Annotated in this window: 15 protein-coding genes; 13 read left to right on the forward strand and 2 right to left on the reverse strand. The window is 59.9% G+C overall.

The genetic code is table 11. The features are described from left to right. From IIC71_11580 to IIC71_11610, 7 genes are all read left to right on the forward strand, one after another. On the forward strand, positions 1-680 hold a 680-nt coding region (locus tag IIC71_11580; GenBank protein MCH7669819.1), incomplete at its 5' end, for an ABC transporter permease subunit. Then, positions 677-1,783 carry an ABC transporter ATP-binding protein gene (locus IIC71_11585; GenBank protein MCH7669820.1) on the forward strand — a complete coding sequence of 369 codons (1,107 nt, stop codon included), beginning with the start codon at positions 677-679 and terminating at the stop codon, positions 1,781-1,783. The genes IIC71_11580 and IIC71_11585, both read left to right, overlap by 4 nt. Continuing rightward, positions 1,780-2,760: a hypothetical protein gene (locus tag IIC71_11590; GenBank protein ID MCH7669821.1), complete on the forward strand. Its 981-nt coding sequence runs from the start codon at positions 1,780-1,782 to the stop codon at positions 2,758-2,760. The genes IIC71_11585 and IIC71_11590 overlap by 4 nt, the downstream gene beginning before the upstream one ends. Continuing rightward, positions 2,757-3,854, forward strand: coding sequence for a nucleoside hydrolase (locus IIC71_11595; GenBank protein MCH7669822.1), 1,098 nt, complete (start codon positions 2,757-2,759; stop codon positions 3,852-3,854). Before IIC71_11590 ends, IIC71_11595 begins: the two co-directional genes overlap by 4 nt. Then, positions 3,851-4,618, forward strand: a complete 768-nt coding sequence (locus IIC71_11600; GenBank protein ID MCH7669823.1) for a hypothetical protein — start codon at positions 3,851-3,853, stop codon at positions 4,616-4,618. The genes IIC71_11595 and IIC71_11600 overlap by 4 nt, the downstream gene beginning before the upstream one ends. 73 nt (positions 4,619-4,691) lie before the next feature. Further along, complete coding sequence (locus IIC71_11605; GenBank protein ID MCH7669824.1) at positions 4,692-5,612, forward strand: thiamine pyrophosphate-dependent dehydrogenase E1 component subunit alpha; 921 nt, start codon at positions 4,692-4,694, stop codon at positions 5,610-5,612. Positions 5,613-5,621: 9 nt separating this feature from the next. Further along, entirely contained in the window at positions 5,622-6,647 is a 1,026-nt protein-coding gene (locus IIC71_11610) for an alpha-ketoacid dehydrogenase subunit beta (protein MCH7669825.1), read from the forward strand. 30 nt (positions 6,648-6,677) lie between these two features. Here the strand turns inward: IIC71_11610 and IIC71_11615 are convergent, their stop codons facing one another. After that, the gene (locus IIC71_11615) at positions 6,678-6,878 is read right to left on the reverse strand and encodes a hypothetical protein (protein MCH7669826.1); all 201 of its coding nucleotides are present in this window, start codon (positions 6,876-6,878) and stop codon (positions 6,678-6,680) included. 127 nt (positions 6,879-7,005) lie between these two features. On the opposite strand from IIC71_11615, the gene IIC71_11620 reads away from it, so the two are divergent. Then, positions 7,006-8,037 (forward strand): LLM class F420-dependent oxidoreductase, encoded by a 1,032-nt coding sequence (locus tag IIC71_11620; GenBank protein ID MCH7669827.1) that lies wholly within the window; start codon positions 7,006-7,008, stop codon positions 8,035-8,037. Between the two features lie 7 nt (positions 8,038-8,044). On the opposite strand, the gene IIC71_11625 is transcribed toward IIC71_11620, so the two are convergent. Next, positions 8,045-9,262, reverse strand: coding sequence for an NYN domain-containing protein (locus IIC71_11625; protein ID MCH7669828.1), 1,218 nt, complete (start codon positions 9,260-9,262; stop codon positions 8,045-8,047). A 256-nt stretch (positions 9,263-9,518) separates the two neighbouring features. On the opposite strand from IIC71_11625, the gene IIC71_11630 reads away from it, so the two are divergent. The 5 genes from IIC71_11630 to leuB all read left to right on the forward strand — a co-directional run bounded on the left by IIC71_11630 (position 9,519) and on the right by leuB (position 15,494). Then, positions 9,519-11,237, forward strand: a complete 1,719-nt coding sequence (locus IIC71_11630; GenBank protein MCH7669829.1) for an acetolactate synthase large subunit — start codon at positions 9,519-9,521, stop codon at positions 11,235-11,237. Further along, positions 11,234-11,728 carry an acetolactate synthase small subunit gene (ilvN, locus tag IIC71_11635; protein MCH7669830.1) on the forward strand — a complete coding sequence of 165 codons (495 nt, stop codon included), beginning with the start codon at positions 11,234-11,236 and terminating at the stop codon, positions 11,726-11,728. The genes IIC71_11630 and ilvN overlap by 4 nt, the downstream gene beginning before the upstream one ends. 32 nt (positions 11,729-11,760) lie before the next feature. Beyond that, positions 11,761-12,777, forward strand: a complete 1,017-nt coding sequence (gene ilvC / locus IIC71_11640; protein MCH7669831.1) for a ketol-acid reductoisomerase — start codon at positions 11,761-11,763, stop codon at positions 12,775-12,777. A 120-nt stretch (positions 12,778-12,897) separates the two neighbouring features. Continuing rightward, complete coding sequence (locus IIC71_11645; GenBank protein MCH7669832.1) at positions 12,898-14,418, forward strand: 2-isopropylmalate synthase; 1,521 nt, start codon at positions 12,898-12,900, stop codon at positions 14,416-14,418. After that, positions 14,415-15,494 (forward strand): 3-isopropylmalate dehydrogenase, encoded by a 1,080-nt coding sequence (gene leuB, locus IIC71_11650; GenBank protein MCH7669833.1) that lies wholly within the window; start codon positions 14,415-14,417, stop codon positions 15,492-15,494. The genes IIC71_11645 and leuB overlap by 4 nt, the downstream gene beginning before the upstream one ends. Positions 15,495-15,505: the final 11 nt, after the last annotated feature.

The following is a 15,505-nucleotide window of genomic DNA, read 5'->3' on the forward strand; positions in this document are numbered from 1 at the left end:
TATGGGGGTTGCGCGCGTGGAACTACACCGCTGGTGAGTCGTCGAGGGTCGTCGAGGGGCTATGGAACAGCACCCGCCTTGCGTTGCTGGTCACTGCAATGTCGGTGTTGGTTGGGCTTCCGGCATCGCGTGCTCTCGGGCAAAACGAATTCAAGGGCAAAGGCACCGTCGAATGGTTGCTGTTGATGCCCATCATCGTGCCAGCCCTAGTGGCCACAATGGGCATCCACCAGATCTTCATAAGGCTCCGGCTAACCGAGACACTGTTCGGCGTTGCACTGGTGCACCTCATTCCGGCTATCCCCTATTTCGTGCTGGTCATGGCGAGCGTTTTTGCGAACTACGGCACCGCACTCGAAGACACAGCTCGGACGCTCGGAGCGAACCGGTTTCGAGTGTTCATACACGTCACGTTCCCCGCAATCTCGTCGGGTCTCTTGGTGGCGTCGATGTTCACATTCTTCATCTCGTGGGGGCAATACGTGACAACGTTGCTCATCGGAGGCGGCACGTTCATTACGCTCCCGCTGGTGCTGTTCCCCTTCCTGAGCGGCGGCAATCACTCGACCGCTGCTGCCATCAGCCTGGTGTTTGTCGCTCCCGCTGTTCTCGTCTTGATCCTTACTTCTCGACAACTCAGTCGAGATTCCGCTCTTATGGGAGGTTTTGGAAAACTATGACAGCTGTTTCACTTCGTGGCATCTCGAAGTACTTTGGTGACCTTGCCGCCGTACGCGATCTCGATCTTGAGATAGCATCCGGGGAGATGGTGGCCTTCCTCGGTCCGTCTGGCTGCGGCAAGACGACGACCCTGCGGTTGATCACCGGCCTCATAGATCCAACGTCTGGTGACGTTCTATTTGACGGCAAGTCAATCCTCGGGGTTCCCACCGAGCGCCGGGGTGCCGTCATGGTTTTCCAGAAGCACCTGTTGTTTCCGACCATGGACGTCGCCCAAAACGTCGGGTTCGGCCTCAGGATGGCGGGCGTATCAAAGAGCGAAATGGCGGGCAGGGTGACCGAAATGCTCGAACTCGTCGAGCTCCCAGGCCTCGAACATCGAAAGGCGCACGAACTATCTGGTGGACAACAACAACGTGTCGCGCTCGCCAGGGCATTGATTGTTCGACCAAACGTGCTGCTCCTCGACGAACCGCTTGCCAATCTCGACGCAAACCTGCGTATCACGATGAGGCATCTGATCCGCTCCATCCAGCACGAACTGGGTATCACCGCCATTTTCGTGACCCACGACCAGGAAGAGGCAGTCATGCTTGCTGATCGGGTTGCGCTCATGTTTGGCGGCACACTGCAGCAGGTCGGCAAACCCGAAGGCTTCTTCCGCAGCCCTCGAACCGCTGAGATTGCACGGTTTTTCAGAAACAGCAACTTCCTCCCTGGCAATCGAATCGGGTCGACCGTGCAAACCCGGGCGGGAGACATTGAGATCGACATCTCACGAATGCCCGGTGGTGATGGCCCGGTGACACTTACGGTACGACCAGAAGAGGTCCGAATCTCGCCGGCATCGTCCGACGAGGAGAACGTGGTCGACGCGAAGGTAATCTCGCTCATTTACATGGGTTCATACACACAACTGCAGGTGACAATCGGCGGTGAACCGTGGCAGGTCAACGGCCCCGCAACGTTGCGTGCTCGAGAGGGCGACAGCATCGCACTCCAATTACCGCAAGAGCACATCTGGCTCGTTGCAGACGACGCACCCCTGTCCGCAGACGATGATCCAGCAGACGCGGCACGCGACAAGTCGGCAGTGGCATGACAACTGTGGAAACAACCACTCCCAGAGCGCACGGGTGCCTGTCCGTTGGCAAACGTCGAGGCCTGCAAACGCTGTCCACGAAGGAACGCGTCTTTGCGGTACTCGCAGTTGATCACATTTCCGCTTTGTCTTCCGTGGTAAGACCTGAAGACCCGTCATCGTTGACATCTGCGGAGCTTGTCTCGCTCAAACTCCGCCTCATCGAAGAGATTGCCGCGCCCGCGTCTGGCGTTCTTATCGACGCTGCACTAGGCCTCGAGCCTCTCGTTGAGCAGAATGTGCTACCGGGAGCGACAGGCCTCATGGTCGGTCTCGAAGATGCCGGGTACGCCTCGAGCGAGTCGTCGCCTCGCCTCTTTGAAGGTTGGGACGTCGCCCGCGCTGCCGCGTCGGGGGCGACAGCAGTGAAATGCTCATTCGTGTACGACCCGTTTGCGCCTACCAACGAGGCACACGAGTTCGTGTCGGACCTCGTAGCAGCGTGCGAAACGTTCGGTCTGCCGTTGTTCGCTGAGCCACTCACGCCACAGTCTCAGTTGTCGAACCGACGGTCCGTCGTGATCGAGACGGCAAAGAGGATCGGGGCCCTCAATGTGGACATCCTCAAACTCGAAGCCCCTCTCGACGACCACGCAGACGAAGCCGAGCTGGTCGAGGCCTGTCATGAACTCACGCAGGCCAGTCCGGTGCCATGGACATTGCTCTCGGGTGGCGCTGACTTCGATACCTTTGCACATCGACTTGAGATTGCGTGTAGGGCCGGTGCCTCGGGGTATGTTGCCGGGAGGACGGTGTGGAAGGATTTCGTCGTCCGAATCCATTCGAACACTCAAAGCGCGACGCTTGACGCCAACCGCAGGCTGCAACACCTCACTGATATCGCGGTGGCGTTCGGCAGACCGTGGTCCGATTGTTATGGACAATCCGATAGCGAATGCACATGCGCTGCTCATGGGCGTCACCGAGCAACCGAATGACCACGACCGGCGTCGCACAAATCTCCGAGTCCCACCGCACACGCCTCCTCTTGCCTCCGACCGGTCGTGTCCGTGTGGTGATCGACACAGATACGGCCAACGAGATCGACGACCAGTTTGCGCTGACCTGGGCGTTGCAGTCGCCTGATCGGCTCGACATCGAAGCAGTCCTCGCTGCGCCGTACTCGTTCGAGCATCTTCGCGCCGGTTTACTCGAAGCTGCTGAACAGCTTGAGAAACACGACAACCCATCGATTGACAGCGGCTTGGTCGACCGGTTCTCGAGTTGGGCCATTCGACTTCGCGACGCCGGTGTAGCTGCCGACGAAATCGAGTTTGTAGGGCCGGCTGAGGGGATGGAGCGAAGTTTCCAAGAAATCGTCCGTATCTTCGATCTTGTCGGTGTCGAATCAGACGGCCGGGTGTTCCAAGGTTCACCGGGTTACTTGCCGGGACCCAATCGGCCTGTCGACAGCGCTGCTGCTCGCCGACTCATCGAGCTGGCATTGGCCGGCAGTGATGACCCGTTGTACGTCGTAGCGATCGGATGTGTCACCAATGTCGCGTCAGCAATAATGCTCGAACCAGCGATTCTTGATCGCATCGTCGTTCTCTGGACGGCCGGCTATCCAACATTTTCGTCTCGATCGAACGGTGACTCGCTCAACCTGGTGCAAGACGTCGCCGCTGCAAGGTACCTCTTCGAATGCGGTGTTCCATTGGTGTATTTGCCCGGGTACTACGTGGGTGCACAGCTCAGGGTTTCGCTACCCGAGATCGAGCGGTGGGTGCGCGGCCGCGGGAGGTCGGGCGACTACCTGCACCACCTGTACACCAACAATCCTCTGCATGCGCAGCGCGCGATCCCAGATCACTTCGGACGGTCATGGGTGATGTGGGACATGATCAACATTGCTTGGCTGATAGAACCGAGCTGGGTTCCCACCGATCTCGTACCGACGCCAACGCTCGATGGCGAGTTGCACTGGACACCGCAAACCGGCGAACCGCACCACATGCGCGAGGCACACGACGTCGACCGCGACGCAATTTTCCGTGACTTTTTCGAGAAACTGGACAAAGCCGCCAAATGACAACGCCCCCCACAAAGGCACGGTCGCTCCTTGAAATGGAACCGCAAGAGTGGCAACGCGCTCTCAAACTCGCTGACGACGACTTACCCGTCGCCGTGATCAGCGAAGGGTCCTGGTGGCGGGCCGACCGCACGAAGTGGAGGCTCAGCGCTCTGACCGACGTCCGCGAACTGGCATTCCCTGACATGTTCTGGGGGCGCTGGCACGGTCGGCCGGTCGTCTACTGCTGCGCCTACGGCGCACCTCGGGCAGTGGAGGTTGCACATGTGTTTGGCAGTCTTGGTGCCAAGCTCGCTATTCAGATAGGCACCTGCGGCGGCCTTCAACGTGAGCTACGTCCCGGCGACGTTGTGATTCCCGACGACGCCGTCTGCAGCGAGGGTATCGCCCCGTTGTACGGTGCCGACGGCGTGATTGCGGCAGATACCAAGGCCAGCGCCACGGCTCGATCGCTCATGGCGGGCCGCAGCCACACCGTCCACCGTGGCACCCACCTCACCTGGTATTCGATTTTCGCCCAAGACGGCCCGATGGTTGAGGACTGGCAAGCCCAGGGCTACACCTCAGTCGACATGGAGACGGCAACCACGCTTGCAGTCGCAAAGCACTTCGGAATGGCTGCGGTTTCGATGTTGGTCGTTTGGGATGATCTGCTCAACGGCCGTAGTTTCCTCGATCCTCTGAGCTCACAAGAACAACAGCATGTCGATGCCGGGAACCGCGCTGTGTATGAAGTCGCTCTCGAACTCGTCGATTCGCTCTAAACAATGTCATTCGCCGCTCGAAAGGCACACCATGAACCTTGACCGTGAAACCATGCTCGGACTGTGGGAAAGGATGGTCCGTATCCGCGCCTTCGAGACGCGAGTCAGCGAAGTCGCCGAAGCCAAAGAGGTCGAGGGGTACCTCCATACGTACTCGGGGCAGGAAGCAGTCGCGTGCGGCGTGATCCCATTGCTGCGCGAGGACGACTGGTTCACTTCAACATATCGGAATCACGGTCATGCGATTGCTCGCGACATCCCACTCGACGCTATTGCGGGTGAGATCTACGGCAAAACAACCGGCGTGTGCGGCGGCAAGGGCGGCTCGATGCACGTCGCGGATCAATCACGCGGAATGATCGGCGGCATGGGAATCGTGGCAGGCGGCCTTCCTATTGCGACCGGGGCTGCGCTTGCGTCGCGATACCTCGGTAGAGACTCCGTCGCAGTCGCGTTCTTTGGTGACGGTGCGGTACACCAGGGTGCGTGGCACGAGGCACTCGACTTCGCTGCGTTGTTCGGTTGTCCCGTCGTGTTCGTGTGCGAGAACAATCTTTATGCAGAGACGACCGCGGTTGACTACCACCTCCTGGCGGGCTCGGTTGCGGCCATGACTGCCCCGTACGGCATCCCGTCAGTACAGGTAGATGGCATGGATGTGTTTGCGGTGCGAGAAGCAACGCAAGAAGCGTTTGCACGAGCACGCAATGGCGACGGCCCGAGCTTGATCGAGGCGATGACCTACCGCTATGGAGGCCAGTACGAGGGCGACACACAAACCTACAAACCTCCCAAGGAGGTTGCCTGGTGGAGGACGCAAGACCCCCTGCTTCGGTTTCGCGCGGCAGTTGCAGATCAGCTTGATACCGCGGAACTCGACAGTATCGAAACGTCGGTAGCAGCCGAAGTGGTCGCCGCGTTCACGGCGGCCCAGGATGCTCCGTGGCCCGACCTCTCAGAACTGACGACCGACGTATACACGCCGGTCGCGTAGGGACGCACCATGACTCGAACTCTCAACATCAAGGACGCCATCAACGAAGCCCTCCGTCAGGAGATGACCGCAGACGACCGAATCATCCTCATGGGAGAGGACATTGCAGGCGGAGCCGGCAGGGACGAAGCGTATCCCGAGGCCGCTGACGCCTGGGGCGGGCCCTTTGGGGTAACGCAGGGTCTCCTTCCGTTGTTTGGCCGCCGCCGCGTAATGGACACTGCCATTGCCGAGACCGGGTTTGTTGGCGCAGCTATCGGTGCTGCCATCGTCGGCCTGCGACCGATCGTCGAGATCATGTACGTCGACTTCATCGGTACGTCGTTCGACCAGCTTCTCAACCATGCCGCCAAGCTGCGGTATGTCTACGGCGGCAAAGTCTCCGTTCCAATGGTGGTGCGAACCGTTGCAGGCGCCGGCTTCCGGGCAGCGGCAGAGCACTCACAGACGCTGTACTCGATCTATACCCACATCCCGGGTCTCAAGGTGGTTGCCCCCGCAACAGCCGAGGACGCAAAAGGTCTCCTCATCAGCGCCATTCGGGACCCCGACCCGGTGATTTTTATCGAGCACAAACGCCTTTACATGGTCGAGGGTCCTGTGCCTGAGGAGTCATATGCGATCCCCTTGGGGGTGGCCAAGATCGTCCGTGAGGGGAGTGATGTCACGATCGTCGGTGTTCAGAAGATGGTCCACACTGCGTTAGACGCGGCGGAACTGCTGTCACGCGAGGGGATCGAGGCCGAGGTCATTGACCCCCGAACCTATTCTCCGCTTGATACGGACACCATCCTCGGATCGGTAGAAAAGACTGGCCGGTTGGTCGTGGTAGACGAGTCGCACCCGCGATGCTCGCTCGCAACGGACATCGCCGCGCTCGCCGCGGACCGTGTCTTCTCGTCGTTGCGGAGCCCGATACGCATGGTGACGGGCGCCCACACGCCGATCCCGTTCAGCCCGCCGCTCGAAGACGCCTTCATTCCAAGCGCTGCCCGCATAGTCGAAGCGGTCCACAGCCAGCTCGAGTCCGTGTAGGAGAGCAACCGGTCGACGTCGTCCACAACCTCATCCAGCGGCGGCTTTTGGGGTGTTGTTCACCACAAGACGTAGCGGTGACACCATCCCGGCATCGGACAGGTTGGCAATGGCTTGCTCCTCGGTCACCGTCAGATCGATTACGCCGTGACCGTCAAGAATTGCGGTCACGAAACAGTCGCTGCAGGCTTCGGTATGTGCAAGCTCGCACACTCCGCAGTCAATGATCATCGTCGGGCCTTTCACTCGTCTTCTTCATTGCGCAGGTACCGTACGCCCCCGGTGTGACAAGAACGCGACCGTGGCTCACGCAGGTTGGTAGCGTGGGCGCCCTTGACCACGAACGGAGTCATTGCAGATGCGTCTTGGATTGAACATTGGGTACTGGGGGTCGGGACAGACCACGCCGTTGGAGTTGGTGATCGAGGCTGAGAAGCTCGGCTACGACGTTGTGTGGGCTGCTGAAGCATGGGGTTCGGACGTTGTCACTGTCTTGACGTGGATCGCCGCACGGACAGAGAAGATAAAGGTCGGCGCGGGAGTCATGCAGATCCCAGCTCGGACCCCTGCGATGACTGCCATGACAGCGGTCACCCTCAATGAACTCTCCGGCGGTCGTTTTGAGCTAGGCCTTGGGGTGAGCGGACCGCAGGTTGTCGAGGGATGGCACGGTCTCGCCTATGGGAAGCCGCTTGGCAAAACGCGCGAATACGTTGAGATCCTCCGCAAAATCTTTGCCCGCGATGAACCCGTCACCCACGACGGAATGCACTACGCGATCCCCTACCAGGGCGACGACGCAACGGGGCTTGGCAAGCCATTGCGTCTCATCACCCACCCGACACACGACGTCCCGATCCTGATCGCTTCGATTGGACCAAAGAATGTCGAGCTAACTGCAGAGATCGCAGACGGTTGGCTACCCATCTTCTACTCCCCCATGCAAGCACCTAAGGTGTACCAACCGTTGCTCGATACCGGATTCGAGAAGTCTGGTGACCCGAACAAGAGCTCCACCTTCGACATCGCACCCAGCCTGTCCGTCGTCATCACCGACGACCTCGAAGCAGGCCGCCGCCAGATGAAACCGATGGCCGCTCTCTACATCGGGGGAATGGGGGCCAAGGGACGGAACTTCTACAACACACTTGCCTGCCGTTACGGATACGAAGAGGCCGCCGAGAAGATCCAGGATCTCTATCTTGCAGGTAACAAGATGGCTGCCACGGAGGCGGTCCCCGATGACCTCGTCGAGCAGATCAATCTCATCGGGCCGCGCAAGAAGGTCGCCGAGGAGATCGAAATCTGGAAGGCAGCCGGCGTAACAACCATGAACGTCGCCGCCACCGACATCGCAACTTTGCGAACCCTCGCCGAGCTGGTGCTCTGAGGGTCACTTATCGAAGCCAGGCAACGACGGCGTCTGACCAGATGGCAAGCGCTCCCCTGGCTTCACTTCTTTCTCGGACATCGCGATCGTTCGATACAACGATCACGCGGTCAGCGCCCGAGCGCTCCACGATCGCATCGTCAGCGGTCTGATGCGCCGGGGCGAACACCACATCGAACATCTTCCCGGATATGACGTCTCGATCTCCCTGCACTGCCGAGTCGTATACCACCACTACCGAGGACGTGGGAGCGGCCTTCCTGCTCAACCGAGTGAGGCCTTGCCTCAGTTCGCGCCGTGCCCGCGCCGGGTTGTCCATTGCTTTGCCGAGCGCAAACGACAGGTTGTACCCATCGATGATCCAGCTAGCCGAGTCGCCGTTTGCCAAGAGCCACACAACGGCCGCCGAGTCGTCGGGTCTTATCCCGGGCGGCAACGAAAGCTCCGGTTTGCGATCAAGCTGATCGGGCGAATCATCGGTCGTGTGCCGCACAGGCTCAACGCCGACACCCATTGCAACGAGGGCATCGAGCTCGCGTGCAAAGAGCACGGGGTCTGTACGGTTTCTTTCGACGCCTCCGCTGCCAAGGGCACGACGGAGATCGGCCAGCTCGGTTCTTAATTCTCGGGCCTGCGCTCGGGCGTCGTCTCGTTCGCCGCGCGACGTCTCCGCTATGACTGTCGCGACGTCCCGTTCGGCTGCGGCTTTCGCACGAGCTTCGTCGCTCTCAGCGAGGCGTCGCTCGAGGTTGTTGCTTCGATGTTGCAGGGATTCGACCTGTTCGTCCGTGCGATGGGCCGTTGCGGCTACTTCGAGATCGGCCCTGAGACTGGCAATCCGCCGTTTTGCTTCGGAAAGCTTGCTCTGCACCGTAACAAGTTCGGCACTCAACGATTTGGAGTCGGCAGAACCAGCGAACGCACTCGCCTGAAGAACACGTTCGACGACGACCTCCCACCACCCGGGGTCCTGCACAAGAAAGGCCTGCACTGCGCCGTTGCCGGCCCCGTCAACGTCGGCAACCTTGGCGCGAAACCAATCGTTCGTGACGAGGGTGTCCAGCAGGGCACCGGCGAGGGGCGGCGGGAGTGTGCCGCCGCTGTACTTTGCAACCGGGCGCAGGGCGCTTGGCAGGTCGTCCCAGTCGATATCACGAACCGCGGTGCGGGCGACCTCAACGACGTCCGTAAACACCCGCGCATGACGTACCCAGAATCGCTTCATGTGTGCTTTTCACCTGCCGTTATCGTGCTTGACGCGTATGAGCTTGACACTGTGTCACAGAATGCCATACTCGCTGCACAAGTTGTTATCAAGGACAAACAGCATGACACCAACTCTCAACCTCGTACTTATTTGGTAGGCGCATAGAAACGCCAGAGTTTCTTATGCGCCGACACCCTCCATCCGGAGGGTTTTTTTGTATCCGTATCCACAAACCAGCACACCCAACAACAAGCAGTAGCAACGGAGCACCAGGATGAGCGAACAACTCACCGGGGCGCAGGCCCTCATACGATCACTCGAACTTGAAGGTGTCGAGGTCGTCTTCGGGATACCCGGCGGTGCGATCCTGCCCGCATACGACCCGTTGTTGGACTCACCGATCCGCCACGTCCTTGCGCGGCACGAACAGGGAGCCGGGCATATGGCGTCTGGTTACGCCCACGCCTCTGGCAAAGTCGGGGTGACCATTGCAACGTCTGGCCCGGGTGCCACGAACCTCGTCACGCCACTCGCTGACGCCTACGCCGATTCGATACCCGTGGTCGCAATCACCGGCCAGGTGGCAACAACATCGATCGGGTCCGACGCCTTCCAGGAAGCCCACACCTGGGGGATCACAGCGCCGTGTACAAAACACAACTACCTGGTCACCAACGTCAACGACATCCCAAACGTCATCCGCGAGGCTTTCCACCTGGCATCTACGGGTAGACCTGGTCCGGTGCTTGTTGACCTCCCAAAAGACTTGCTCGTCGCCACCATGGAGTGGACCGGCAGAGGAGAGATCGATCTCCCTGGGTACAAGCCGCGCAGCGAAGGAAACCACAAGCAGATCGTTGCGGCGATCAAGCTGCTCCTCGAGTCAGAACGTCCGGTGTTTTATGCGGGCGGTGGGTTGATTCGCGCCGCGGCGTCAGCAGAAGCACATGCGTTTGCGAGGGCAGCCAACCTCCCAGTGGTGACCACACTCATGGGCCGCGGCGCCATCCCTGATTCATATGAGAAACATCTCGGAATGCCGGGCATGCACGGCACCTACGCCGCGACGATTGCCATGCAAGAGGCCGATCTGCTGTTCACTATCGGGGCACGGTTTGACGACCGCGTCACCGGCAAGGTCTCGGCGTTTGCGCCGCACGCAAAGGTTGTCCACGTCGATGTCGACCCGGCAGAAATCGGCAAGGTTCGTAACGCCGAGGTCCCGGTCGTTGGCGACGCCAAGGCGGTTTTGAACCAGCTCATTGTAGAACATGCCAAGCAGCTTGACGGTGCCGCAGCGCCAACGTACCAACCGTGGATCGACACAATTCTCGGCTGGCGGTCGGAACACCCGCTCGCCTTCGATCAGAACCCCGATGGCCCGATCCTCCCGCAATACTTCATCAGCGAACTCTCGAACCGGGTCAGTGACCACGCCATCGTGGTTGCGGGAGTCGGACAACACCAGATGTGGGCGTCACAGTTTTGGCACTTCGAGCGGCCGAATACATGGATCAACTCGGGCGGACTCGGAACGATGGGGTACGCAGTCCCGGCGGCTGTCGGTGCACAGGCAGCAATGCCAGACACCACGGTTTGGGTCATTGATGGCGACGGATGTTTCCAGATGACGAGCCAAGAGCTCATCACAGCCGCCATCGAGGGTCTGCCGGTCAAAATCGCCATAATGAACAACGGGTCCCTCGGGATGGTGAAGCAGTGGCAAAGCCTTTTTTACAACGGACGCCTCTCGTCAGTTGACCTCTCTGGCGGTATCCCAGACTTTGTGATGCTCGCGGAAGCTATGGGCTGCGCGGGATTGCGGGTCGACCATCCATCGGAAGTGCCCGCAATCATCGAAAAAGCAATCGGCATCACCGACAAACCCGTCGTCATCGACGTCGTGTGTGACCCCGACGAGATGGTTTTTCCGATGGTGCCGGCCGGCGGGTCGAACAGCGACCTCGTGCTGAACATTGAAGGTTTGCAGTGAGCCACGTCATCAGTGTCCTCGTCGAGAACAAACCCGGCGTTCTCGCCAGGGTCGCCACCATGTTTGCCCGTCGTGGATTCAACATTCATTCGCTAACAGTCGGACCAACGGCCGAAGAGGGCATGTCACGCATGACTGTGGTGGTCGACGCTCCCGCGGTCGAACAGATCACCAAGCAGCTTTACAAGCTGATCAACACGGTGAAGGTCACAGAATTCGCTCCGGGCCAAGCGGTCGAACGAGAACTCATGCTTGTCAAAGTCAACGTCGATCCCAAACGTCGCTCGGAGGTGCTCAACGCCGCCGCCGTGTTCGACGCATCGGCTGTGGACGTCGGGTCGGCGTCGCTGATGTTTCAGGTCGCGGGCACACCTGAGACCCTTGCAGATTTCCTCGAGATGATGCGACCCTATGGTGTCGCAGCGCTGGTGAAATCGGGACGCATTGCACTAGCCAAGAACTCGAAATCGAAAGCGGCCGCCAGGGCTTAGACGTCACCACATGGTGAGGAGCATTCACAACAATGACACATATGTACTACGAGAAGGACGCCAACCCGGCGCTGATCGCCAACCGCAGAGTTGCCGTGATCGGTTTTGGCAGCCAGGGCCACGCCCATGCCCTCAACCTCAAGGACTCCGGCGTCGATGTGATGGTCGGTCTGCGCGAGGAATCGGCACGCCGCGACCTCGTGGCCGCCAACGGTCTCAAGGTGACAACACCAGCGGAGGCTGCCGACTGGGCTGACCTCACCATGGTTCTGGTGCCCGATCAGCACCAGGCCAAGCTGTACGTCGAGTCCATTGCCCCAACTCTGCGGAGTGGCGACGCACTGTTTTTTGCCCACGGCTTCAACATCCACTTCGGATACATCAAACCACCCGAGGGTGTTGACGTTGCAATGGTCGCACCAAAAGGGCCCGGCCATCTCGTCCGTCGCCAGTACCAAGAGAACAGCGGCGTGCCGGCGTTGATTGCAGTGCACCAGGACGCATCCGGTTCAGCAAAGGATCTGGCACTGTCGTACGCCCACGGCATCGGAGGCACCCGCGCCGGTGTCATCGAAACGACGTTCAAGGATGAAACCGAAACGGACCTGTTTGGGGAGCAGGTCATCCTCTGCGGTGGCATCGACGAGTTGATCCGAGCCGCGTTTGAGACACTCACCGATGCAGGGTACGCACCTGAAATGGCGTATTTCGAGGTACTCCATGAGCTCAAGCTCATCGTCGATCTTCTCTGGGAAGGCGGCATCACGTGGATGAGGTATTCCGTGTCTGACACCGCCGAATACGGCGACGTCACACGAGGACCGCGCATTGTCACCGAAGAGACACGTGCCACGATGCGCACGATCCTGAGCGAGATCCAATCCGGCGAGTTTGCCCGCGAATGGATGGCTGAGAACGAGGCCGGGGCACCAAATCTTCTTGCTGCCCGACGTGCTGTTGCAGAACATCCGATTGAAGCCATCGGGAAGCAACTTCGTGCAATGATGCCTTTCCTGGTCGAGAAAAGCCCAGAGAACGAGGGTATCTAGTTCTGATGAAAACGACGATCTCGACACAGTTGCTAGCGAACCTGCTCCTTACGTAGCCGGGCGGCTGACGCCGACCCGGCGAACCAGCCATTTTCGCTCAACAACCGCAAAGGATCATCCATGACCGACAGACTCATCATTCTCGACACCACCCTGAGGGATGGAGAACAGGCCCCGGGCATAGCGCTCTCTCCCGACGACAAGGTGGCCATTGCTCACCAGCTCGCAAGACTCCAAGTAGACGTCATCGAGGCGGGTTTTGCCGCCTCATCACCTGGCGACTTCCTGTCGGTGTCACGAATCGCAGCCGAAGTCAGGGGTCCGGTCATTGCGTGTCTTGCTCGCACAATGTCCGATGACATCGACCAGGCGGCCGACGCTCTGCGCCCAGCGGACCGATCGCGCATCCATGTGTTCATCTCGACCTCGCAGATCCATATGGAACAGATGTTGCGCATGGACAAGCAACAAGTACTCAAGGCGATCGTGGAGAGTGTTACGCGTGCCAAGGGATACTGCGAGGACGTCGAGTTCTCGCCACAGGACGCAACCCGTACCGACCCTGATTTTGTGATCGAGACGTGCCGTGTTGCCGTCGCGGCCGGCGCAACAACAATCAACATCCCCGACACGGTCGGGTACGCAATGCCAGAGCAGTTCGCCGCTCTGATGACCAGGGTATTCGAGGAAGTCAGACAGGGCAACGAGGACGTGATCCTGTCGACACACTGCCACAACGACCTCGGACTTGCGGTCGCGAACTCGCTGGCGGCGATCGAGGCAGGAGCCCGACAGATCGAGGGCGCAATCAACGGTATCGGCGAACGCGCTGGGAACACTTCCACCGAGGAGATCATCATGGCGGTAAAAACCCGCCAGGACTATTTCAACGTTGAGATCGGTGCAAACACGACTGAAATTGTCGAAACATCGAGGATGGTTGCGCGTCTTACGGGCTACCCCGTCCAGTACAACAAGGCGGTTGTTGGTAGGAACGCATTTGCCCACGAGTCAGGGATCCATCAGCACGGAGTGCTCCGCCATCGAGAGACTTATGAAATTATGGACCCGGCGTCGGTGGGACACCGATCGGTCCTGGTGCTCGGCAAACATTCTGGGAGAGCAGCGTTTGCCGACGCCCTCAACAAGATGGACATCAGCCTTGATGACGAGGCATTTGCAAGGGCGTTCAAACGCTTCAAAGAACTCGCCGACCGCAAGGGCGAGATCAGCGAAAAAGGTCTGCGCGCCATCATCAACACACAGGCTGCAGTCCCGCGCGGCGAGATCACCCTCATAGGGATACAAGTATCGGGTGGTCACGACCAGACACCTAAAGCCTCCGTGACGGTGGCACAAGGCGGAGTCGAGGACACGTTTGCGGGCGAGGGGGACGGCATGATCAACGCCACGTTTGTGGCCCTCCAGGATGCCTTTGGTGTTGCGGCCACGCTGCTCGACTACCGCGTCAGCCCGGTCACTCCGGGTGCCGACGCGATCGCCGAGGTGAATGTCATCCTCCAGGTGGGTTCTTCGACCTTTTCGGGGCGAGGTGTGTCGACGGACGTCGTCGAAGGATCGGCACTCGCGTTTGTCGCCGCCCTCAACAAAACCCTTACCGAAGATGAGGTCGCCGAGTGAACAAGTCCATCGTGCTGCTGCCTGGAGACGGCATCGGACCCGAAGTTCTCGCCCAGGGGCGCAACATACTTGAGGCGGTCGCTAAGCGTTTTGGACATGAGTTCACGATCGACGAACGCCCGATGGGTGGCAACGCAATCGACATGTTTGGCGATCCGCTCCCCCAGAGTACGCTCGACGCATGCCGCGGCGCCGATGCGGTCATCCTCGGCGCAATCGGCGGTCCCAAATGGGACGATCCGAACGCCAAGACACGGCCCGAGGCGGGGCTCCTCGATCTTCGCAAGGGACTCGGCCTGTATGCGAACCTTCGTCCCATCCTGCCCCACCCGCAGCTCGTCGCCGCCTCACCGTTACGACCCGATCTCATTGCGGGTGTCGATATCTTGTTTTTCCGCGAGCTCACCGGCGGTATCTACTTCGGACCGTCAGCGGTGAGCAGCGACGGGAACACTGCCCAGTCCGACATGGTTTACCACACCTACGAGATCGAGCGTATCGTCCGTCTGGCCGCGCAGGCAGCTCGAGAACGCAGCAACCATCTCACCTCGGTCGACAAGGCAAACGTCCTCGAGGTATCGAGACTGTGGCGGAAGGTCGCTGCCCGTGTGATGGAAGACGAATATCCCGACGTCGAGTACGACGTCGTACTCGTTGACGCGATGGCCATGCACCTCATTTCGCGTCCGGCGACGTTTGACGTTGTGGTGACTGGAAACCTATTCGGCGACATCCTTACCGACGAGGCGTCAATGCTGCCCGGCTCCCTCGGAATGCTGCCGTCGGCGGCGATCGGTGACGACGGCCCCGGTCTGTACGAGCCAATACACGGTTCGGCTCCGGACATTGCCGGCAAAGGCATCGCCAACCCTCTGGCGACGATCCTTGCGGTCGCAATGGCCCTGCGTCATTCCCTCGACCTCCTCACCGAGGCTGATGCCGTCGAAGAGGCGGTTGGCACGGTGTTGGACGCCGGCCTGCGGACACCCGACATTGCGGTAGTGGGAGAGCCGACCGTGTCGACGTCCGTCATGGGGAACGCGGTCTCGAAGGCCCTTACCTCGGCTGCAACGTAAACTTCCCATTT

It is taken from the genome of Acidobacteriota bacterium, assembly GCA_022562055.1.
In the GTDB taxonomy this organism is placed as follows: domain Bacteria; phylum Actinomycetota; class Acidimicrobiia; order Spongiisociales; family UBA5794; genus BMS3BBIN02.

Bases quoted from the DNA above. Each gene is read 5' to 3' on its own strand.
- IIC71_11610 (MCH7669825.1), top strand. From the start codon at position 5,622: ATGACTCGAACTCTCAACATCAAGGACGCCATCAACGAAGCCCTCCGT.
- IIC71_11630 (MCH7669829.1), top strand. From the start codon at position 9,519: ATGAGCGAACAACTCACCGGGGCGCAGGCCCTCATACGATCACTCGAA.
- IIC71_11600 (MCH7669823.1), top strand. From the start codon at position 3,851: ATGACAACGCCCCCCACAAAGGCACGGTCGCTCCTTGAAATGGAACCG.
- IIC71_11595 (MCH7669822.1), top strand. From the start codon at position 2,757: ATGACCACGACCGGCGTCGCACAAATCTCCGAGTCCCACCGCACACGC.
- IIC71_11585 (MCH7669820.1), top strand. From the start codon at position 677: ATGACAGCTGTTTCACTTCGTGGCATCTCGAAGTACTTTGGTGACCTT.
- IIC71_11605 (MCH7669824.1), top strand. From the start codon at position 4,692: ATGGTCCGTATCCGCGCCTTCGAGACGCGAGTCAGCGAAGTCGCCGAA.
- IIC71_11620 (MCH7669827.1), top strand. From the start codon at position 7,006: ATGCGTCTTGGATTGAACATTGGGTACTGGGGGTCGGGACAGACCACG.
- IIC71_11645 (MCH7669832.1), top strand. From the start codon at position 12,898: ATGACCGACAGACTCATCATTCTCGACACCACCCTGAGGGATGGAGAA.
- ilvC (MCH7669831.1), top strand. From the start codon at position 11,761: ATGACACATATGTACTACGAGAAGGACGCCAACCCGGCGCTGATCGCC.
- IIC71_11590 (MCH7669821.1), top strand. From the start codon at position 1,780: ATGACAACTGTGGAAACAACCACTCCCAGAGCGCACGGGTGCCTGTCC.
- IIC71_11615 (MCH7669826.1), bottom strand. From the start codon at position 6,878: ATGATCATTGACTGCGGAGTGTGCGAGCTTGCACATACCGAAGCCTGC.
- IIC71_11625 (MCH7669828.1), bottom strand. From the start codon at position 9,262: ATGAAGCGATTCTGGGTACGTCATGCGCGGGTGTTTACGGACGTCGTT.